This window comes from Arthrobacter sp. BF1, from assembly GCF_056680215.1.
Map to the genome: position 1 here is coordinate 264,314 of NZ_CM155271.1, position 19,265 is coordinate 283,578.

Annotated in this window: 18 protein-coding genes; 8 read left to right on the forward strand and 10 right to left on the reverse strand. The window is 66.0% G+C overall.

The window, feature by feature from the left end; all coding sequences use genetic code 11:
- Positions 1 to 33: 33 nt before the first annotated feature.
- A complete protein-coding gene (locus AC1MCD_RS01255) occupies positions 34 to 402 on the reverse strand; it encodes an anthrone oxygenase family protein (RefSeq protein WP_498678466.1) in 369 nt (122 codons plus the stop codon).
- 86 nt (positions 403 to 488) lie between these two features.
- On the opposite strand from AC1MCD_RS01255, the gene AC1MCD_RS01260 reads away from it, so the two are divergent.
- The 5 genes from AC1MCD_RS01260 to dhaM all read left to right on the forward strand — a co-directional run bounded on the left by AC1MCD_RS01260 (position 489) and on the right by dhaM (position 6,490).
- Positions 489 to 2,981: an ATP-dependent Clp protease ATP-binding subunit gene (locus AC1MCD_RS01260; RefSeq protein WP_498675126.1), complete on the forward strand. Its 2,493-nt coding sequence runs from the start codon at positions 489 to 491 to the stop codon at positions 2,979 to 2,981.
- A gap of 378 nt (positions 2,982 to 3,359) precedes the next feature.
- Complete coding sequence (locus tag AC1MCD_RS01265; protein ID WP_498675128.1) at positions 3,360 to 3,878, forward strand: amino-acid N-acetyltransferase; 519 nt, start codon at positions 3,360 to 3,362, stop codon at positions 3,876 to 3,878.
- A gap of 286 nt (positions 3,879 to 4,164) precedes the next feature.
- The gene (gene dhaK / locus AC1MCD_RS01270) at positions 4,165 to 5,166 is read left to right on the forward strand and encodes a dihydroxyacetone kinase subunit DhaK (RefSeq protein WP_498675129.1); all 1,002 of its coding nucleotides are present in this window, start codon (positions 4,165 to 4,167) and stop codon (positions 5,164 to 5,166) included.
- Between the two features lie 2 nt (positions 5,167 to 5,168).
- The gene (dhaL, locus tag AC1MCD_RS01275) at positions 5,169 to 5,801 is read left to right on the forward strand and encodes a dihydroxyacetone kinase subunit DhaL (RefSeq protein ID WP_498675131.1); all 633 of its coding nucleotides are present in this window, start codon (positions 5,169 to 5,171) and stop codon (positions 5,799 to 5,801) included.
- Complete coding sequence (dhaM, locus tag AC1MCD_RS01280) at positions 5,798 to 6,490, forward strand: dihydroxyacetone kinase phosphoryl donor subunit DhaM (protein WP_498675132.1); 693 nt, start codon at positions 5,798 to 5,800, stop codon at positions 6,488 to 6,490. Before dhaL ends, dhaM begins: the two co-directional genes overlap by 4 nt.
- Positions 6,491 to 6,526: 36 nt before the next feature.
- On the opposite strand, the gene AC1MCD_RS01285 is transcribed toward dhaM, so the two are convergent.
- From AC1MCD_RS01285 to AC1MCD_RS01305, 5 genes are all read right to left on the reverse strand, one after another.
- Positions 6,527 to 6,796, reverse strand: coding sequence for a DUF3040 domain-containing protein (locus tag AC1MCD_RS01285; protein WP_498675135.1), 270 nt, complete (start codon positions 6,794 to 6,796; stop codon positions 6,527 to 6,529).
- Positions 6,797 to 6,977: 181 nt separating this feature from the next.
- Positions 6,978 to 7,469 (reverse strand): hypothetical protein, encoded by a 492-nt coding sequence (locus AC1MCD_RS01290; RefSeq protein ID WP_498675137.1) that lies wholly within the window; start codon positions 7,467 to 7,469, stop codon positions 6,978 to 6,980.
- Between the two features lie 37 nt (positions 7,470 to 7,506).
- Positions 7,507 to 7,938: a DUF3592 domain-containing protein gene (locus tag AC1MCD_RS01295; RefSeq protein ID WP_498675138.1), complete on the reverse strand. Its 432-nt coding sequence runs from the start codon at positions 7,936 to 7,938 to the stop codon at positions 7,507 to 7,509.
- A gap of 3 nt (positions 7,939 to 7,941) precedes the next feature.
- Positions 7,942 to 8,373 carry a DUF3592 domain-containing protein gene (locus tag AC1MCD_RS01300; protein WP_498675139.1) on the reverse strand — a complete coding sequence of 144 codons (432 nt, stop codon included), beginning with the start codon at positions 8,371 to 8,373 and terminating at the stop codon, positions 7,942 to 7,944.
- A gap of 63 nt (positions 8,374 to 8,436) precedes the next feature.
- Positions 8,437 to 9,408, reverse strand: a complete 972-nt coding sequence (locus tag AC1MCD_RS01305; protein WP_498678467.1) for an A/G-specific adenine glycosylase — start codon at positions 9,406 to 9,408, stop codon at positions 8,437 to 8,439.
- A gap of 182 nt (positions 9,409 to 9,590) precedes the next feature.
- Here AC1MCD_RS01305 and AC1MCD_RS01310 point away from each other — a divergent pair, with 182 nt between their 5' ends.
- Positions 9,591 to 10,292 (forward strand): hypothetical protein, encoded by a 702-nt coding sequence (locus AC1MCD_RS01310; protein WP_498675141.1) that lies wholly within the window; start codon positions 9,591 to 9,593, stop codon positions 10,290 to 10,292.
- 19 nt (positions 10,293 to 10,311) lie between these two features.
- Here AC1MCD_RS01310 and disA read toward each other — a convergent pair whose 3' ends face one another.
- On the reverse strand, positions 10,312 to 11,388 hold the full coding sequence (disA, locus tag AC1MCD_RS01315) for a DNA integrity scanning diadenylate cyclase DisA (RefSeq protein WP_498675144.1): 1,077 nt from the start codon (positions 11,386 to 11,388) through the stop codon (positions 10,312 to 10,314).
- Positions 11,389 to 11,825: 437 nt separating this feature from the next.
- Between disA and AC1MCD_RS01320 the strand changes: the two genes are divergently transcribed.
- Both AC1MCD_RS01320 and AC1MCD_RS01325 read left to right on the forward strand, forming a co-directional pair.
- Positions 11,826 to 13,439, forward strand: a complete 1,614-nt coding sequence (locus AC1MCD_RS01320; protein WP_498675146.1) for a peptide chain release factor 3 — start codon at positions 11,826 to 11,828, stop codon at positions 13,437 to 13,439.
- Between the two features lie 71 nt (positions 13,440 to 13,510).
- Entirely contained in the window at positions 13,511 to 14,740 is a 1,230-nt protein-coding gene (locus AC1MCD_RS01325) for a beta-ketoacyl-[acyl-carrier-protein] synthase family protein (protein WP_498675148.1), read from the forward strand.
- A 106-nt stretch (positions 14,741 to 14,846) separates the two neighbouring features.
- Here AC1MCD_RS01325 and AC1MCD_RS01330 read toward each other — a convergent pair whose 3' ends face one another.
- The 3 genes from AC1MCD_RS01330 to AC1MCD_RS01340 all read right to left on the reverse strand — a co-directional run bounded on the left by AC1MCD_RS01330 (position 14,847) and on the right by AC1MCD_RS01340 (position 19,199).
- Positions 14,847 to 16,346: an HNH endonuclease signature motif containing protein gene (locus tag AC1MCD_RS01330; protein WP_498675151.1), complete on the reverse strand. Its 1,500-nt coding sequence runs from the start codon at positions 16,344 to 16,346 to the stop codon at positions 14,847 to 14,849.
- 281 nt (positions 16,347 to 16,627) lie between these two features.
- Positions 16,628 to 18,001, reverse strand: coding sequence for a DNA repair protein RadA (gene radA / locus AC1MCD_RS01335; RefSeq protein ID WP_190990177.1), 1,374 nt, complete (start codon positions 17,999 to 18,001; stop codon positions 16,628 to 16,630).
- Positions 18,002 to 18,071: 70 nt separating this feature from the next.
- Entirely contained in the window at positions 18,072 to 19,199 is a 1,128-nt protein-coding gene (locus AC1MCD_RS01340; RefSeq protein ID WP_498675155.1) for an FUSC family protein, read from the reverse strand.
- Positions 19,200 to 19,265 lie beyond the last annotated feature (66 nt).

Genomic DNA, 19,265 nt, shown 5'->3' on the forward strand with positions numbered 1-19,265 from the left:
GCTGAAATTGCCGATGCTGCGGCTAAAGGACTGTCAAAGCATGGTCCACGCTATGCAGAGGGCCACCAATGCTGCAAGGGACAGCCAGGTGCGGTAAATGTTCCAACGCGTCCACCGGCGTTCGAAGAACTTTCTACCGGCTATGGCATGTTGCGCGCTGGCAGCGCTTCCAAGCCTGATATTAAGGGGTATATTCACGCCCACGGTAATGACGAGGGTGGCGGTGTAGCAGGCAAGGGCAATCGACACCGGCAGGGCGCCGGCAAGCCCGGTCACCCACGAGTGAAGTGCCGCCGGAGTCTCTCGCGGGAAGTGGCGGGGTGTCCCGCGCGTCATTGGCACGGCGCCAGAGATACCGGCTCCGGCAGCTGGCTGCGGCGATTCAGGACACCTTAGAAACATCACGGTTTCCCCTGTGGCGAACACGCTCCACAAGACGGGATCGGGCACGTAGCATCAAAGTACGTTGTAGCTAGGAGTGTGGCGAAATGTTTGAGCGATTTACGGACCGTGCCCGTCGCGTCGTTGTGCTTGCCCAAGAAGAGGCACGCATGCTGAACCATAACTATATTGGTACCGAACACATCCTCTTGGGGCTGATCCATGAGGGTGAAGGCGTTGCCGCCAAGGCTCTTGAGTCCTTGAGCATTTCGCTGGACGGCGTCCGCGAGCAGGTGCAGGAGATCATCGGCCAGGGCCAGCAGGCTCCGTCAGGCCACATTCCCTTCACGCCCCGCGCCAAGAAGGTGCTGGAGCTCTCCCTGCGCGAAGCGCTGCAGCTGGGCCACAACTACATCGGCACGGAGCACATCCTGCTGGGCCTCATCCGCGAGGGTGAGGGTGTTGCTGCCCAGGTGCTCGTCAAGCTCGGCGCTGACCTCAACCGGGTCCGCCAGCAGGTCATCCAGCTGCTCTCCGGCTACCAGGGCAAGGAAACCACCGGCGCAGGCGTCGGGGCCGGCCAGCCCGAAGGCACCCCCGCCGGTTCGGTAGTACTGGACCAGTTCGGCCGCAACCTGACCCAGGCTGCGCGCGAGAACAAGCTGGATCCGGTGATCGGCCGCGAGTCCGAAATGGAACGCGTGATGCAGGTGCTTTCGCGCCGCACCAAGAACAACCCCGTCCTGATCGGTGAGCCCGGTGTCGGCAAGACCGCCGTCGTCGAAGGCCTCGCCCAGGCGATTGTCCGCGGCGACGTCCCGGAGACCATCAAGGACAAGCAGCTCTACACCCTGGACCTCGGGTCCCTGGTGGCAGGCTCCCGGTACCGCGGTGACTTCGAAGAGCGCCTGAAGAAGGTCCTCAAGGAAATCCGCACCCGCGGCGACATCATCCTCTTCATCGACGAGATCCACACCTTGGTGGGTGCCGGCGCTGCTGAGGGTGCCATTGACGCCGCGTCCATCCTCAAGCCCATGCTGGCCCGTGGTGAACTTCAGACCATTGGTGCCACCACGCTGGATGAGTACCGCAAGCACATCGAGAAGGACGCCGCGCTGGAACGCCGTTTCCAGCCGATCCAGGTCAAGGAGCCCTCCGTCGCACACGCGATCGAGATCCTCAAGGGCCTGCGTGACCGCTACGAGGCACACCACCGTGTCACTATCACCGACGGCGCCCTCGCCTCGGCTGCCAGCCTCTCCGAGCGCTATATTTCGGACCGCTTCCTGCCGGACAAGGCCATCGACCTGATCGACGAGGCCGGTGCCCGGTTGCGCATCCGCCGGATGACCGCCCCGCCGGAGCTGAAGGCCATGGACGAGCGCATCGCCCAGCTGAAGATGGAGAAGGAGTCCGCCATCGACGCGCAGGACTTCGAAGGCGCCGCGTCGCTCCGGGACAAGGAGCAGAAGCTCATTACCGAGCGCGCCGAGAAGGAACGCCACTGGAAGTCCGGCGGCATGGACGACATCTCCGAGGTGGATGAGGATCTCATCGCCGAGGTATTGGCGAACTCCACGGGTATCCCCGTGTTCAAGCTGACCGAGGAAGAGTCTTCGCGCCTGCTGAAGATGGAAGACGAACTGCACAAGCGCGTGGTCGGCCAGAACGAGGCCATCAAGGCACTCTCCCAGGCGATCCGTCGCACCCGCGCAGGCCTGAAGGACCCCAAGCGTCCCGGCGGCTCGTTCATCTTCGCCGGCCCCACGGGTGTCGGCAAGACCGAACTGGCGAAGGCGCTGGCCGAGTTCCTGTTCGGTGAAGAGGACGCCCTCATCACGCTGGACATGTCCGAGTACTCCGAAAAGCACACGGTTTCGCGGCTCTTTGGTGCCCCTCCGGGCTATGTCGGTTACGAGGAAGGTGGCCAGCTCACCGAGAAGGTCCGCCGCCGTCCGTTCTCCGTGGTCCTGTTCGACGAAGTGGAAAAGGCCCACGCGGACCTCTTCAACTCGCTCCTGCAGATCCTCGAAGACGGCCGCCTGACCGACTCCCAGGGCCGCGTGGTGGACTTCAAGAACACCGTGATCATCATGACCACCAACCTGGGCACCCGGGACATCTCTAAGAGTGTCGCCACCGGCTTCCAGTCCGGCACCGACACCCAGACGGGCTACAACCGGATGCGTGCCCGCGTGACGGAGGAACTCAAGCAGCACTTCCGCCCCGAGTTCCTGAACCGTGTGGATGACGTTGTCGTGTTCCCGCAGCTCACCCAGGACGAGATCATCGAGATCGTGGACATGTTCGTCGGCCGACTGGAGAAGCGCCTCAAGGACAAGGACATGGGCATCGAACTCACGCCCGCGGCCAAGGTGCTCCTGGCAACCCGCGGCTACGATCCCGCCATGGGTGCGCGGCCGCTGCGCCGCACCATCCAGCGCGAGATCGAGGACCAGCTCTCCGAGAAGATCCTGTTCGGCGAGATCCACGCCGGCGACATCGTCATGGTGGACGTGGACGGCGACGGCGACGACGCCAAGTTCACCTTCGCCGGCAACGCCAAGCCGCGTATCCCGGAGATCGCCCCGAGCGTCTAAAGTTCCAAGTCGAAGCCCCGCCACTCCACCAGGAGCGGCGGGGCTTCGTGCGTTAACAGCAGAGGGGGCTGGGTCGGGTGCCGTGACCTGCGCTTCGTGGTGGCTGGGGCGCGAAGGCACCGGAGTCATTTGCCGCTTGCTGCTCCTTCGTCGCTCTGACGCAAGCTACACAAATGACCCCGGCGCCTTCGCTCGGTGAGTGCCGCACAAGGTGCCGGCTGCCAGGCATTTGTGTAGGCGCCGTCAGAGCGAGGTACGAGCAGGCGCCGGCAAATGTCTGGGAGGCGGCGCCGAACCAGCCCACGAGCCCCGAGCCTCGAGCCCTTCGCCCGGGATGCCAGCCACGTCGAGCTGGTTGTCGCAGCTCCGCCTCGTAGGATGGAAGGCGTGACTGACTCCTTCGACATCCGTCCTGCCCGTACCAGCGATGTATCCGCTATCAAGAGACTGGTGGCGCCCCTGGCAGAGCAGCGGATCCTGATGGCCAAGGAGACGGTTGCCTATTACGAGAGCCTGCAGGAGTTCCGGATCGCCGAATCGGCCGACGGTGAAGTCATCGGCTGCGGCGCCCTGCACGTGATGTGGGAAGATCTGGCCGAGGTGCGCACCCTTGCCGCCTCAGATTCGTGGCGCGGCAAAGGCGTGGGCCACGTACTGGTGGAAAGCCTGCTCGAGGAGGCGCGGGCGCTCGGCGTGGCACGCGTCTTCTGCCTCACCTTCGAAGTTGACTTCTTCAAACGCCACGGCTTTGAGGTCATGGCGGACCAGTCGGCGGTGGACCCGGCGGTCTACTCCGAACTTCTCCGCTCCCATGACGAAGGCATCGCCGAATTCCTCGACCTGGCGCGGGTCAAGCCAAACACACTGGGCAACACGCGCATGATCAAGTTCCTCTAAAGGCCATAAGCACGGCATCTTTCCGGCCGCCGCGCCGCCGCAGCGCACCTACCGGCATACGCCGACGCCGTCGTCGTCCGGCGTCATGTCCGCGCTAACCCTTGGCGTTAGTCGAGTTGATGGATAAACTGAGCGGGCCGCAGTTTGGGGCCTGCCGGTAAGGGACAGTCATTGGGGGCTGTCCCTTACCTATGCCGCGAAAGCCGGAGGCTACCCGAGTTACATGCCGCGGTAGTAGGGTCAAAGTGCAATCCTCTAGCACGAGCCCACACCCAGGAGTTCTGCCATGAAAAAGCTCATCAATGATCCCCGTTCCGTCGTCGACGAGTCTGTGGAAGGCTTCGGCCTCGCCCACGCCGACCTCGTCACCGTCAGTGCCGATCCCAAATACGTCACGCGCAAAGACGCGCCTGTGTCGGGAAAAGTCGGCCTCCTTTCCGGCGGTGGCAGCGGGCATGAGCCGCTGCATGCCGGTTATGTTGGGCTGGGAATGCTCGACGCCGCCGTGCCGGGGGCGGTGTTCACCTCACCGACGCCGGACCAGATCCTTCCGGCGACGCTCGCCGTTAACTCGGGTGCCGGCGTCGTCCATATCGTGAAGAACTACACCGGTGACGTCCTGAACTTCGAAACCGCCGCCGAACTGGCGCAGGCCGAGGGTGTGGAGGTCCGCACAGTCCTCGTCAACGACGATGTCGCCGTGGAGGATTCGCTGTACACGGCCGGACGCCGCGGAGTAGGCGGGACTGTCCTGGTGGAGAAGATCGCCGGCGCCGCTGCTGAACGGGGCGACAGCCTGGATGCGGTGGCGGCCATCGGCGACCGCGTCAACAGCAATGTCCGCACCATGGGCGTCGCGCTGTCGGCCTGTACCGTACCGCATGCCGGCTCGCCGAGTTTCGAGCTGGCGGACAACGAGATTGAAATCGGCATCGGGATCCACGGCGAACCCGGCCGGCACAAGATCCCGATGGAGAATGCGGATGGCATTACCGACCGGCTGCTGGAGCCTGTCCTCAGCGACCTTGGCATTGCCAGTGGTGAGAAAGTCCTGCTGTTCGTCAATGGAATGGGTGGCACTCCGCTGAGTGAGTTGTACATCGTCTACCGCCGCGCGGTTCAGGTGCTCGCGGAGCGCGGCGCCACTGTGGAACGCTCACTGGTGGGAAACTACATCACCGCATTGGAAATGCAGGGCTGCTCCATCTCGGTGCTGCGGCTCGATGACGAACTGACGCAGCTGTGGGACGCCCCCGTGCACACGGCCGCGCTGCGGTGGGGCGTTTGACGATGCTGCTGGACGTTAAGTGGGCCGTCAAATGGCTGACGATGTGCGCCGAGGCGATGGCCGAAAACAGGGTGTGGCTCATTGAGCTGGACCGTCCGATAGGCGACTCGGACCACGGCGAGAATATGGACCGTGGATTCCAGGCCGTGCTTGAAAAACTCGCAGAAACGCCGCCGGAGACACCGGGCGCGGCCCTTAAGCTGACGGCCATGACCCTGATGTCCAAGGTGGGCGGCGCCGCCGGCCCGCTTTACGGTACAGCCTTCCTGCGGGCCTCCACTGCCTTCGGCGATGCCCTCGAAGTTGATCCCGCGGCGCTCGCTACTGCGTTGGTGGCCGCCCGCGACGGCATCGTGGCCAGGGGCAAAGCCGAGTCCGGGGACAAGACCATGGTGGACGCCTGGACCCCGGCCGCTGAGGCGGCCTCGGCTGCCGCCGCGGACGCGACGGGCAACGTCCTGGCCGTGCTGGTGGCCGCAGCCGAGGCCGCCGAAGCAGGCGCGGTGGCGACAGACCCAATGGTGGCACGCAAAGGCCGCGCCAGCTACCTGGGGGAGCGGAGTGCCGGCCACCGCGACCCGGGTGCCGCCTCCAGCGCCCTGATCCTCCGGGCCGCCGTCGGGGCCGCTGCATGACGGTACGCCTGGTGGTGGTTTCACATAGTGAAAAGATCGCCGACGGCGCCGTGCAGCTTGCCGCGCAGATGGCGCCTGACGTTGTGATGATCGCCGCCGGGGGCACTTCGGACGGCAGGATTGGAACAAGCCTGGAGAAGGTCATGTCCGCCCTGGACCAGGCCGCCGGCGGCGACGGCGTAGTGGTGTTGACCGATCTTGGCTCTGCAGTGATGACCGCGGAATCGGCGCAGGAACTCGCGGAGGACCCCTCCGCGGTGCTCCTGGCGGACGCGCCCCTGGTGGAGGGCCTGGTGGCTGCCGCCGTAGCGGCCCAGGGCGGCGCCGACCTGCTCGCCGTCAAGCGGGCCGCTGAGGCCGTTTACGGATCGGGGGACTCCGGGGCGTCGCCGGTCAGCTCAGTCGCAGAAGGCCCGGTGACCGGGTCCGGGCCGGAATTCACCGGGGATTTTGAACTCATCAACCAGGCCGGCATGCATGCCCGCCCGGCAGCCAAAGTTGCCGGCGGGCTGTCATCCATGAACGCCGATGTCACCATCAACGGCGTGGATGGTGCCTCCATGACTGCACTCATGACGCTTGCCGCCGGCAAGGGATCTTTGCTCCACGTCGAGGCCTGGGGACCGGACGCGGAGCGCGCACTGAATTACATTGGCGGTTTGGTGCAGGCTGGATTCGGCGAGCCGTAGACGTGGAGAGCCCGGCGCTAAAACTTCCTTGTGGCGTCAGCGAAGCCGCAACGGGTGCGTGCCCAGGGTCAGGTATGTGCCGGCACCCATCAGGAGGAAGCCGCCGACGCCGACGACGATGAGTTGTGTGCTCACTCCCGTTATCAGCACTATCAGCCCAATCAGGCATAGCGCCAACCCGAAATAGGCCTTGGCCCTGAGCCTGACGGAACCCGACGAGAGCCTTTGTGCGAGCTGCGGATCGTCCGCCGCCAGATCCGCCTCCAGCTCTTCCAGCTGCTTGCGCTCCCGATCTGATAGTGGCATCGGAACCCCCGTCTGGCGTCCTGTGAACTCGAAATCTAACATTCGCTGTGTTAGTAAGGCTGACGCTAGAAGTGTTGCCTGAGGAAGTCAAGAGCACGCTATGGCAGGTGCCGGCGGGCCCGTGGAAACCCTGCGCAACCGCTATCGAATGCCCGGATTGTTCCTCGCCAAAGGGTGGGACTTACGTCGGTCCCTCCCGCAACCCCTCGGCGTCGAGCACTACAGAGGCGGTGATAAACCGCCCGCACTGTTCGCCATACGGGAAGGCCCCACGGGCCCGGAAGTCCACCATCCGCACCGGCAAGGCGTGGCCGTCGCGGGAAGTTCCGGTGGCCGTCACCGCCATGCGAGCCTCGGTGAGTGAGTCCAGGAACAGCATGCCGATCAGCGTCCCGTCGGGTGATGCCGTGGCAGAGCAGACGCCGTCAGGGGTGCAGCCCTGGTCCACAGAAACGGAGCCGGGGCGGAGTTCCACTGCGTCTTCCTTGCATGCACCGTCCTGGCACGCTTTTAGCCGCAGCGTTCCCACGTGCGGCACATAGGAAGCTGGAACAGTCACCGAGACCACGGTCGCCTGCGCAATCGCCGGGCACGGCGTGGGGCCCTCGTAGTAGTAGCAGGAGGTGAGGACCGCCGTCGTCATTACTGCCAGAAGCAGCCCGGACTTGCGCATACTTCAGCGTAGGACCGGGCCCTCCGCGGCCGCACGGCTACCAGGAAAGTGAGCCAAACATTGTTATGGCTCCAGCGCCAAAGAGCACCAGAATGAGACCTGTGGCCAGCCGGGTTCTGGCGACGAAGAACACGGGCAGGGTGGACTCGGCCGGATTGGCCGGGTTGTAACGAACAGCGATGGGCTGGCCGATGATGGCCTGGTCCTGGCTGTAGATATCGGACTGGCCCAGCCAGCGTTTTCCTCCGGCGTCGTCGAATTGGTACGACGGCGCAAACCGGTCCGTGCCGTTACTTCCGGGGCCGTCCTTGCCGTGCAGGTTGCCGGTGACGGTCGCGGAGGCCTCAGACCAGCCGGCCATGGAACGTTTCCGGCGGAAGGATGCCGCCAGGGACAGGGCCGCGAGGATCAGGCCCAGGACAAGGAAGAGCCCGGGCAGCACAACAAAGATCAGCTTGATGGAATCCACGGCTCAGCCCAGCGGGAAGTTGCCGGCAACCCAGAACAGCAGCAGGGAAAACAGGGCGAAGAACGGCACCAGACATCCGAGCATCGCCTTGGAATCCGACGACATCTGAAACGACTGGTTGGGGTTTGCGGGGTTGTACGCCACCTCCACCAGCGTTCCGGGCACCTGTTGGTTACGGTACGACACCTCCGATTCGCCGGCATAGAGAATCCCGTTCGGGCCCGCGAACTGATAGGTGGGATAGAAACGCCGACTTCGGGATGAACCGCCGCTGCCACCGCTCCAGCCGCCCACATTGCCGGTGACAGTCGCCTGGACCTTTGGCCAGCCGGCGATCAGTTTCTCGTGGCGCTTGGTCTTCCGCAACGTACGGATTAGCGCGAAAATGGCCCCCGCCACCCACAACACCGCAATGATGTACAGCACGAATCTCATAATTTTCCCCCGGTTCGAGTCACCAGAAAGTATGCCATCCGGCTTGAGACTGCCCTAAAGTGCCTACCCCGGCAGCCGGTAGCCGCCCTCGTGGAGCTCGGCCAGGCCGTCGCCGAGGAGTCCGGCCAGCGCACGTTCCAGCTGCTCGGGGGCAGAGTTCAACCGGTGCAGCGCCGCCAGTGGAACACCAACACCGTCCGCCTCGAACCCCAGGTCTGCCGGCTCCTGCTGGAACATTTCCGCCGGCACAGGGCTGTCCGCTAGCCGCAGCACAGCCATCACCGCGCCGCGGACCTGGCGGTCCGTGCCGTGCCAGGCCTGGCCCTTGGGGATGTACGACGGCGGCGGCTCACCGGCTGCCAGCCAGGCACAGGAGTCCCGCACCGGGCAGGCCGCACACTTCGGCGCCCGCGCCGTGCACACTAGTGCCCCCAGTTCCATGACCGCAGCGTTCCAGCGCACGGAGGTCCCGGCGTCGTCCGGCAGGAGTTCCGCCGCGAGCCGCATCTCCGTTGCACTCAGGGACGGGCCAGGGAGTGCGACGCCGGAAATGAGGCGTGCATGAACCCGCCGGATGTTGGTGTCCACCACGGTTTCCCGCCGTCCGTAGGCAAAGGCGGCAACGGCCGCGGCCGTGTAACTGCCCACACCGGGCAGGGCCAGCAGCTCGGGAAACGTGCCGGGGACCTTGCCGCCGTGATCGCGGACGATGGCCGCGGCTGCCGCATGCAGGCGGAGCGCACGGCGGGGGTAGCCGAGCCGACCCCATGAACGGACTGCCTCGCCGGCGGGTTCACCCGCAAGCCCTGCCGGGGTGGGCCACCGCTCCAGCCATTCCCGCCAGACCGGCAGCACCCGCACTACGGGCGTCTGCTGCAGCATCACCTCACTCACCAGGACGCCCCATGCCGAGCAGTCCGGTTCGCGCCAGGGAAGCTCCCGCGCGGTCTCCGCGAACCAGTCCGTGACCTGACGGTGCAGTCCCTGGAGGCGCAGCGCGCCAGGTGTCGTTTCGGGCGCGCCGCCCGCGGGCATGGCTGGGGAAAGGGTTGTAGCGTCGATCCCCACACTGTAGTTGATTCGTGCCCTGCAGCTGATGCGCGGTGGCGCATGCCAAGGATTGCCCAAGGCAGCCGCCGGCAAAGTGTGACCTTAGCGTTGGCCGGGTGACGGCGTGGTGGGCGGGCAGAAACGGGCCGGTTCTCTAGCCTAGAAGGATGGGCAGGCAAGGCAATTCATCACAGCGCAATACGGCATCCGCTTCCGGTTCCCGGGCGGGTTCCGGCGCGCCCCGCAAGGCGAGCCCCGCCGTTTACCGCCGTCGTCGCCTGTTCGTAGGGATAGCCCTCCTGATTGTGCTGGGCCTGACGTTTGGCGGGTTCGCCGTCGGAGGTGCTTTCAATGGCACGCAGCAGGCGTCCTCCACTGAAACCGCCGCCCCGGACGCCACCGGCGCGGCACCTGCTCCAAGCGATTCGCCGTCGGCTGCCCCCAGCGCAGCCCCGACACCAACGCCCACGCCGACTCCCACCTGTAACCAGAACCTGGTCACTGTGTCGGCGTCGACGGACAAGCCGGCCTATGGGCCCGACGAGAAGCCGCTGCTCAGCCTGAAGGTGACCAACGGCGGCACCATGCCCTGTGAGGTGAACATCGGCACGTCCCAGATGGAGTTCGTGGTGACCAGCGGAGCGGACCGGATCTTCTCGTCGAAGGACTGCCAGGCCAAGAGCGAAGACCTCGTCAAGACCCTTGCACCGGGTGCCAGCGAGACGGCCAACTTCCAGTGGGCGCAGAACCGCACGCTCGAAGGATGCCAGGCTATTGCGACCAAGCCCGGTGGCGGCGGCGCCTACTACATCTTCACAGCCAAGCTCGGGTCGAAGGCCAGCCCCAAGGCAGTGTTCCAGCTCAACTGATGCTTCTTTCGATTGAGTACTAGAGAAAGCGGTCCAGCAGGCTTGCTTCGGCCATCCGGCTCAGGCCTTCGCGGACGGTGCGGGCGCGCTGGTCGCCGATCCCGTCGACCGTCATCAGGTCATCGATGGTGGCGGCCATGAGGAACTGCAGGCCGCCGAAGTGGTCCACCAGGCGGTCGGCCACTGCCTTGGGGACCGCCTTGAGGCCGGAAAGCAGCCGGTAACCGCGGGGCTGCACCACGGCGTCGAGGTTGGCTTCGCCGCCTGCAAAACCGACGATGCCGGAGATCTTGCCGAGGTCGATCAGCTCGGTCGGCCCCAGATTCACCAGAGCGCTGACGGCCTTCTCGATGTCCGCGGCCGAAGCGTCGGGGCTGGCGTAATCGCGGATGATGACGTCGCTGCCCGGGCCGCGGCCCACTGTCAGTTCATCCAGCTGGAGCGAGAGTAGCCGGCCGTCCTCACCAAGTTCCAGAACGTACTGCGAGATTTCCTCGGAGATGCGGCGGACCATCTCCTGGCGCTGCAGGGTAACGGCGACGTCACGGACGGTCACCATGGCCTCGATCTCCAGTGCGGACAGCGAGCTGGTGACCTGGTCCAGCCTTGAGCGGTACCGTTCCAGGGTGGCAAGGGCCTGATTGGCGCGGGCCAGTACCTTTTCGGATCCCTCCAGGACGTGCCGGAGGCCGTTGACGTAAAGCGCGATGATCTGCATGGACTGGCTGACGGAGATCACGGGGACGCCGGTCTGGATGGCCACGCGTTCGGCAGTGCGGTGCCGGGTGCCGGATTCCTGGGTTTCGATGCTGGAGTCCGGGACCAACTGAACGGCGGCGCGCAGGATGTTGCCGGCGTCCTTGTCGCAGATGATGGCCCCGTCCATCTTGGCCAGCTCGCGGAGCCTTGTGGGGGAGAAGTCGATGCCGATGTCGAAGCCGCCCGAGCAAATGGATTCGATGGTCCGGTCGATGCCCAGAACAATGAGTGCTCCGGTGCGTCCCCGGAGGATCCTTTCGAGTCCGTCCCGCAACGGCGTTCCCGGAGCCACTCTGCCCAGAGTCGCCTTGAGCGATTCTTCGGGGCTCCGCGCCATAGGTGTTCCCTTCAAAGGTGCGGACTGGCGCCCGCAGGAACGGCGGATTTAGCCTCCGCCGACAGGTTCAAAAGTACTCAGTTTCCCGCAAGCTCAATGATAGAGGTAAGAATGGGCAACAACCGCACGGACAAGCCCTAAAGTGCCCCGTGGGGGTTTGCGCGAAAGTGCCTCAGGAGCGCGTCTGACGGCGGCTGTCCGGAAAGCGTTTTGCCCCCGGTTCAAGGACCGGGAGTGTGCGGACCCGAAGGGCGGGCTGGGAGTCTGAGCTTTCGGAGACTGGTGCGTTGGATACGCAGAATCCCGGGTCCGTCACCCTCCATAGGGCCCGGCTGGCGCCGCTGCGATAAACTGGAACTTGGCTTTCCCAGAGCCATGCTTCCCCTTAAGGCCTGCCGAGCGCCTTGGGGTAACCCCACCGCAGCGAAAGTAGCACCGTGTCCCAAGATGTCCTTAGCCCCGCCCGGGTCAACGAGATTCACAAACAGGCGGCCCGGCGTCGGACCTTTGCTGTTATTTCGCACCCTGACGCCGGCAAGTCCACGCTGACGGAGGCACTGGCGCTGCACGCGAAGGTGATCGGCACCGCCGGCGCCTCCAGCGGCAAGGCCAACCGTAAGGAAACGGTCTCGGACTGGATGCAGATGGAGAAGGACCGCGGCATTTCCATCAGCTCGGCCGCGCTCCAGTTCTCCTACCGGGACACCGTCATCAACCTGCTGGACACCCCCGGCCACGCCGACTTCTCCGAAGATACGTACCGCGTCCTGGCCGCCGTCGACTGCGCAGTGATGCTGGTTGACGCCGCCAAGGGCCTGGAAACCCAGACCATGAAGCTGTTCGAGGTCTGCAAGGCGCGCAACCTGCCCATCATCACCGTGATCAACAAGTGGGACCGGCCCGGCCTGGACGCCCTGGCGCTCATGGACGAGCTCACCGAGCGGACCGGCCTGCAGCCGATGCCGTTGACCTGGGCCGTCGGCATCTCCGGTGACTTCCGCGGCGTCTGGGATCTCCGCAACGACCGCTTCGCCCGGTTCCAGCGCAACAACGCCGGCGCCAACATCGCACTGACCGAGTACTTCACGCCTGAGGAAGCCGCCGAAAGCCAGGGCAACAACTGGTCCGACGCCGTGGACGAAGCCGGCCTGGTGATCGAGTCCAACCTCGAGTTCGACGTCGACGCTTTCCACGCCGGCACCGCCACGCCCATCCTCTTCAGCTCCGCCGCCCTGAACTTCGGCGTAAAGGAAATCCTGGACGCACTGGTGGATTTTGCACCGCCTGCAGCACCCCGCCCGGATGTTGACGGCAGCCCCCGCGCCGTGGAATCGCCGTTCTCCGGCTTCGTTTTCAAGGTCCAGGCCGGCATGAACAAGGCCCACCGTGACCATGTGGCGTTCATCCGTGTCTGCTCGGGCGTCTTCGAACGCGGCATGGTGGTCACCCAGACCCGGACCGGGAAGTCCTTCGCCACCAAGTACGCCCAGCAGGTCTTCGGCCGCGAACGCGAAGTCATCGACGAGGCCTACCCCGGTGACGTCGTGGGCCTGGTCAACGCCTCCTCGCTGCGCGTGGGCGACAGCCTCTTCCTTGAAGACGCGGTGGAGTACCCGGCCATCCCGCTGTTCGCCCCCGAGCACTTCCAGGTGGCCCGGTCCAAGGACCCCAGCAAGTTCAAGCAGTTCCGCCGCGGCATCGAGCAGCTCGAACACGAGGGCGTCATCCAGGTGCTCCGCTCCGACGTCCGCGGCGACCAGGCGCCGGTGCTTGCCGCCGTCGGGCCAATGCAGTTCGAAGTGGTGGAGGACCGCATGGCGCACGACTTCAGCGCGCCCATGCGGCTGGAGCGCTTGCCCTATTCCCTCGCCAGGATTTCGACGGCGGACGCCATGCCTACGCTGGCGAACGTACCCGGCGCCGAGGTGCTGTTGAGGTCCGACGGCGAATACCTCGCCTTGTTCAACGACGTCTGGGCACTCCGCCGGATCGAGAAGAACCACCCCGATCTGACCCTGGTGCCCATCGGCACCCACAACCCCGCAAAGTAGCCGGGTTCACCCAAAACTGCGCCGGCAGACCTACCAGAGCCCCCTGAATAACCCGAGAGCCAGGAACAAAGATGTCTGCAGACCAACCCCGTGCGCTGATCACCGGCGCAGGCGCCATCAACCCCCTTGGTTCCACAGTTGCCGAGACCTGGTCCGGCCTGCTGGCGGGGAAATCCGGAATCGCCGCGCTGGACGTGGACTGGGCGGAACAGCTGCCGGTGCGGATGGCCGGGCAGGTCACGGCTGACCTCTCGGAGCATCTCACCACGCGTGAGCTGAAGCGGATGGACCGGTGCGGCCAACTCGCGCTGCTGGCGGCACGTGAAGCGTGGGAGCAGGCTGGGGCGCCGGAGGTCGATCCCGAGCGGTTTGCCGTGGTGATCGGCTCTGCCTACGGCGGCCTCGGCTCCACCCTTGAGCAGGACCGGGCACTCGCCAGCGGCGGTCCGCGCCGGGTATCGCCGCACACCCTCACCCGGCTGATGGTTAACGGCCCGGCAGCCTGGGTTTCCATCGACCTTGGAGCCCGCGGCGGAGCGCGCACCCCCGTCAGCGCCTGCGCGTCCGGCGCCGAAGCGATTGTCCAGGGCGCCGAAATGATCAGGTCCGGAGCGGCCGACGTCGTGATTGCCGGCGGTGTGGACGCTTCAGTGAACGACCTGGTGATCACCGGTTTTTCCCAGATCCGCGCCCTGTCCACGCGCAACGATGAGCCGCAGCGGGCATCGCGCCCGTTCGACGGCGGCCGCGACGGCTTTGTGCTCGCAGAAGGCGCCGGCATTGTGGTGCTGGAGAGCGAAGCCCATGCCCGGGCGCGCGGCGCCGCCGTCCTCGGCGCAGTGGCAGGCGGGGCGATCACCTCAGATGCCAACGACATCGTGGCAGCGGACCTGGCCATGCAGAAGCGGGTCATGCAAAAAGCCCTGGCCTCGGCTGGCATGGAGGCCTCGGACATCGGGTTCGTCCATGCCCACGCCACGTCCACCCCGGTGGGGGACCGGCTTGAGGCACAGGCCATCCACGCCATCTTCGGCGCGGACGTACCCGTGACTTCGACCAAGGGCCACACCGGCCACCTGCTGGGCGGTGCCGGTGCGCTCGCCGCCGTCGTGGTGGTCCAGGCCCTGCAGACCGGACAGCTGCCGGGAACGGTCAACATCGAGGCTCTGGATCCCGAAGTGAACCTGAACATCGTCACGGAAAACGCCCACACGCTGGCGCAGGGCACCGCCCTCGCCGGCCTGGTTAACGCCTTCGGCTTCGGCGGACACAGCGTTGCCCTGGTGATTACGGGGAGCTGATCCCCGTTCGCAGACCGCCGGTGGCGCTCACTACTGGTCACCTATCCGGACATGTTGTTGTCCGATGCAGGCGGGTTAACTCCTCATGAGGTGCCGGGCCAGTCACTCAGGCGCGGGCGTGGAGGATGTTCTCCAGGCCTTCTTCTCCCAGGGAGAGCCCGAGGTGGGCGAAGTCCGGGTGGCTGACGAACCGGCTCCCCTTTGATTTTTCCTGCCGTTCGGGTTGATCGGGCCAGTGCGGTGGTTCCCAGTCCTGGTGTTCGCTTTTGTAGCGTCTTCCCGAGGGTGAGATCCAGCCGGGTGGTTCGTTTTTGGTCGCAGGGGTGGGCCGCCAGGCGCTGGTATGCCTCAGGCGGTGGTGCTTGGAGCACGGCTGGCCCAGATTCGCTATGCCGGTGGTTCCGCCCTTATGCCAGGCGAGGAGGTGGTCCGCTTCGTTGTCCAAAGACTGGTTGGAACAGCCCGGGAACGGGCACTTGCCGTCCCGCAGCCGCAGCCATTGCCGCATCGGCTTGGTGAGCCGGTAGCTGGTGCGACCGATCTCCAGCGGCGCCCCGTCCCGCGGATCGACCAGGACGCGGTAGAACGAATCGGCGCCGTTCGCCACGAGGTCCCGGGCCATCGACGCCGGGATGGGGCCGTACCCGTCCAGCATCGCCGGTTCCTCGGTGGCGCCGAGCAGGGAGAACACCGGGACCGTCACCAGGACTTCGGCCCGCGGCGGCGGGACGCGCCCGGGATCGCTTCCTTCCGCGCTCCCGTTAATGCCCTGGTTTCCGCTGCTGCCTTGGTTGCCGCCTCGAAGAAGGGCGGTGGCGAATACTTCGGCCCGGAGTTGGGTGAGGGTCCGGGACTCGTCGGGGCCTTGAAGACCCCGCGCCATGGCGGTGGTCCGGTTCCAGATTGCGACCGCCTGGTCCGCGGGGAGATAGGCCGAGAGCCAGGCCATCCCGTCCTGATCCGGGGCGTACTCAACCCGCCGGTCCAGGACACCCTTTGCGTGGCGCTTTTCGATGCTCACGGCGTGGTGGCGTTCGCGCCAGGTACGGGCCCGGTGACGGAACCGGGATGCCGGCATTTCCCCGGCGGGGCAACCGCTGGCCGGGTCAGGCGCGTCCGGATCCAAAAAGTGGGCTTCCAGCGCGGCGGCCCCGGCCCGGTCAAGGGTGGTGGCTTCGTCCGCCATGACCCGGGCGTGCTGCCAGGAGATGGTTCCGGACTGCAGGGCGGCCAAGGTCAGCGGCAAGGTAGTGGTCAGGGCGTGGGAAACGGCCAGGAACGAAGCCGCCGCCCGGTCACCGACCGTCAGGGCACACGCAACCTCCGCCGTGACTGCCATCTCCTGGGCCTGGACCGAAGCCTCCGGAGGAGCTGCGGCCCGGGCAGTGTCCGCGTATTTCACGGCTGTTAGTGCTTTCAAACCAGCCATCTGCGCATCGGCCGCCGCGGCCCCGGTCAGAATATCCAGGCAATCCTCGGAAAATCCCCGCAGCGGATCGCCCTCTGCAGAGAGTGCATCGGGACCGTGTTCGCTCACCACGCCGGTGAGCACAGCAACGGCCGCTGCGATGTTCGCATATGCCTTCGCCACTGCCCGGTTCCTCATGTATCCATCATGCCAAGGGGGTCTGACAATCAAGCGGGAGGATCAGGCGGTGAGCGGGATCGCGGCCGGTATTCTGGCTCGAGGCGGCACTTATAGGGTGGTTGCCACGCCAGCTGGTTGCAGTGCCGGCATGGCGGTGCACGTGAACTCCAAGCCGTCGGAGATGCCGATGCCGTAGGGCCGGATGGGATCCGCCGAGGCCGCAGGGCCGGCCACAGCAACGAAGCCGGCCCCGCCCGGTCCGCAACCGACCCCGCCCGGTCCGGCCGGCCTTCCGGCAGCTAACCGATCAGCAGGCTCAGCGCCTCCGTGAGGTGCTCCACCTCGCGGACGGAAAATCCGGCCGGGACAGGCCCGGGACCGTTGTGGCTGGCCGGAACCACGGCGTGGGTAAAGCCCAGCCGGTGGGCCTCCTGGATGCGCTGGTTGATGCCGGGAACGGGGCGCACCTCGCCCGCCAGGCCCACCTCCCCGAAGGCAATCAGCCTGATGGGCAGCGGCTTGCGGGCCTTGGCCGACGCCACTGCCAACGCAACGGCAAGGTCAGTGGCGGGTTCGCTGAGCTTCACGCCGCCCACCGTGGCCACGTAGGAGTCGTCCTTGTGCAGCAGGCAACCGGCGCGCTGCTGCAGGACGGCGAGCAGCATGGAAACCCGCGAGCTGTCCAGGCCGCTGGTGGCCCGCCGTGGCTGCGAATTGGGGCTTTCCGCCAGGAGCGACTGCACTTCCGCCAGCAACGGCCGCCGCCCTTCCATGGTCACGGTGATGCACGTGCCGGAAACGGGTTCCTTGGTGCGGCTGACGAACAGCCCGCTGGGGTCAGTCAGGCCCTCGATGCCGTTTTCGTTCAGGTCAAAACAGCCGACATCGTCCGTGGGTCCGTAGCGGTTCTTCACCGCGCGCAGCATGCGGAGCCGGGAATGGCGTTCGCCCTCGAACTGGCACACCACATCCACCAGGTGCTCGAGCAGCCGCGGCCCGGCAATGGACCCGTCCTTGGTCACATGGCCCACCAGCAGAGTGGTCATGTTGCGCCGCTTGGCCGCAGCGATGATGGAGGCCGCTACTTCCCGGACCTGCGACACTCCACCCGCACTGCCATCCACGTCCGCGCTGCTCAGGGTCTGGACCGAGTCCACAATCAGCAGGCGCGGCTCAATTTTTTCCACCTGCCCCAGTGCCTGGCCGAGGTCCGTTTCGGCTGACAGGTACAGGGAATCCGCGACGGCGTCGATCCGCTCCGCGCGCAGCTTCACCTGGGCGGCGGACTCCTCGCCAGTCACGTACAGGACGTCCTGCGCAGTCCGGGCGAACTTCGCGGCGACATCCAGCAGCAGCGTGGACTTGCCAACACCCGGCTCGCCAGCCAGCAGAATCACGGCGCCAGGGACCAGGCCACCGCCCAGGACGCGGTCCAGCTCGTCCACGCCGGTAGGCAGGAACGCCGCGGTGGTGGCGTCTACCTCGGCGATCCGCCGCGCCGGTTCCAGAACTGTAGTCGCCGCCGTCGTACGCGCTACGGCCGCGCCGGTTTCCTCAACGCTGCCCCACGCCTGGCACTCGCCGCAGCGCCCCACCCACTTGACCGTGGTCCAGCCGCATTCGGCGCACTTATACGCGGGCGCTTTGGAAGCGCGGGAGGTCTTTGTTGCCATGGGTTCCACCCTACTTGCGGGCACCGACATTCCCCGCCTGCCCGTCGTGCCCGCCCAACCACCCGGCGGTCTACAGGCCGGGCAGCACGTCCCGGGCCTCGCGCGCGTCCATGCCGGTGGCTTCCAAGAGGTCAACCATCAGGGGCCGGAACAGCATCACCACAGTCTCACCCTCCAGCCGCTGCACCTCCAGCAGCTTCGGATGCAGGCGGAGCGCAATCTCGCTCAGTTCCAGCCTTGCCGTGCGCAGGTGGGCGCGGCGTACGCCGTCGTGCGTCTCAGCGAGGCCCAGGGAAAGTTCATCAATCGCCGCCGCTGTTTCTTCGAGAACGTCGGCGATGTTCTCGGTAGCCTCGTCGGACAGTGCCGCATGGTTGATGGCGCTGGTCAACCGCCGCGCGAAGACACGGCTGTTGCGGAGCGCCAGGTCAATGAAGTCAAGGGAGCTGTCCAGCCGGTCCAGCTCGTCCCGGTGCCGGCGGTAGGCGGGCGCCAGGGTGGCCACCTCGTTGGAGGCACGCAGCGATTGGCGCATGCGGTCCACCAACGGTTGGCAGTTGCGGCCCCGGATCAGGGCATGCCAGGCCTGGGTGGAATCACTGTCCGTCAGGGCAGACGCGCACTCGCGGAGCACCTCGGCGAGCTCGTGCAGGATCTTCCGCACATCGTCGCGGGGCTCGCGGCGCGGGTCCTTCGGGATCAGGACAGTCACCAGCAGGGCGAACAGTCCGCCCACCACGGCATCCAGGCTCCGGGTGAAAGGGCCGCCGGCGGGCGCCGGCAGCAGCACCACCAGCAGGGACTGCAGCCCCAGTTGGGTGGTGAAGATGGTGCCGCTGTCCAGGAAGCGAGCCAGCAGGATCGAGAAAAGAAGTACGACGGCGGCCTGCCAGATTCCGCTGCCCAGCCAGTGCAGGAGCAGATCACCAACGGCGATTCCGATGGTGCAGCCCAGGCCCACCTCCATGACGCGACGCAGGCGGGGATCACGCGAGAAGCCCAGGGCGATCAGTGATGAGGTGGCCGCAAAAAGTGGACCGGAATGGCCCAGTACGTACTCGGCGAAGGCGTAGGCACCCACTGCGCACGCCGTCATCTGGACTGCGGGGAGCAGCGAATTCCGGCTCCGGATCAGGCCTGTGCGGATCCGGCCACGCAGGAATCGCCTGCTTGCTGAAAGTCCTGCTGTTGCGGCCATGCCCTTCAGTCTATTTGCCGGGTAGCCCCTACGGCCGCAAGTGTGACCTGCGCAATGGTGACGCTA

Coding starts and splice junctions, on each gene's coding strand:
- AC1MCD_RS01310 (WP_498675141.1), top strand. CDS start 9,591: ATGGGCAGGCAAGGCAATTCATCACAGCGCAATACGGCATCCGCTTCC.
- AC1MCD_RS01300 (WP_498675139.1), bottom strand. CDS start 8,373: ATGAGATTCGTGCTGTACATCATTGCGGTGTTGTGGGTGGCGGGGGCC.
- AC1MCD_RS01255 (WP_498678466.1), bottom strand. CDS start 402: ATGTTTCTAAGGTGTCCTGAATCGCCGCAGCCAGCTGCCGGAGCCGGT.
- dhaK (WP_498675129.1), top strand. CDS start 4,165: ATGAAAAAGCTCATCAATGATCCCCGTTCCGTCGTCGACGAGTCTGTG.
- AC1MCD_RS01305 (WP_498678467.1), bottom strand. CDS start 9,408: ATGCCCGCGGGCGGCGCGCCCGAAACGACACCTGGCGCGCTGCGCCTC.
- dhaL (WP_498675131.1), top strand. CDS start 5,169: ATGCTGCTGGACGTTAAGTGGGCCGTCAAATGGCTGACGATGTGCGCC.
- AC1MCD_RS01340 (WP_498675155.1), bottom strand. CDS start 19,199: ATGGCCGCAACAGCAGGACTTTCAGCAAGCAGGCGATTCCTGCGTGGC.
- AC1MCD_RS01290 (WP_498675137.1), bottom strand. CDS start 7,469: ATGCGCAAGTCCGGGCTGCTTCTGGCAGTAATGACGACGGCGGTCCTC.
- dhaM (WP_498675132.1), top strand. CDS start 5,798: ATGACGGTACGCCTGGTGGTGGTTTCACATAGTGAAAAGATCGCCGAC.
- AC1MCD_RS01330 (WP_498675151.1), bottom strand. CDS start 16,346: ATGAGGAACCGGGCAGTGGCGAAGGCATATGCGAACATCGCAGCGGCC.
- AC1MCD_RS01265 (WP_498675128.1), top strand. CDS start 3,360: ATGGAAGGCGTGACTGACTCCTTCGACATCCGTCCTGCCCGTACCAGC.
- AC1MCD_RS01325 (WP_498675148.1), top strand. CDS start 13,511: ATGTCTGCAGACCAACCCCGTGCGCTGATCACCGGCGCAGGCGCCATC.
- AC1MCD_RS01285 (WP_498675135.1), bottom strand. CDS start 6,796: ATGCCACTATCAGATCGGGAGCGCAAGCAGCTGGAAGAGCTGGAGGCG.
- disA (WP_498675144.1), bottom strand. CDS start 11,388: ATGGCGCGGAGCCCCGAAGAATCGCTCAAGGCGACTCTGGGCAGAGTG.
- AC1MCD_RS01260 (WP_498675126.1), top strand. CDS start 489: ATGTTTGAGCGATTTACGGACCGTGCCCGTCGCGTCGTTGTGCTTGCC.
- radA (WP_190990177.1), bottom strand. CDS start 18,001: ATGGCAACAAAGACCTCCCGCGCTTCCAAAGCGCCCGCGTATAAGTGC.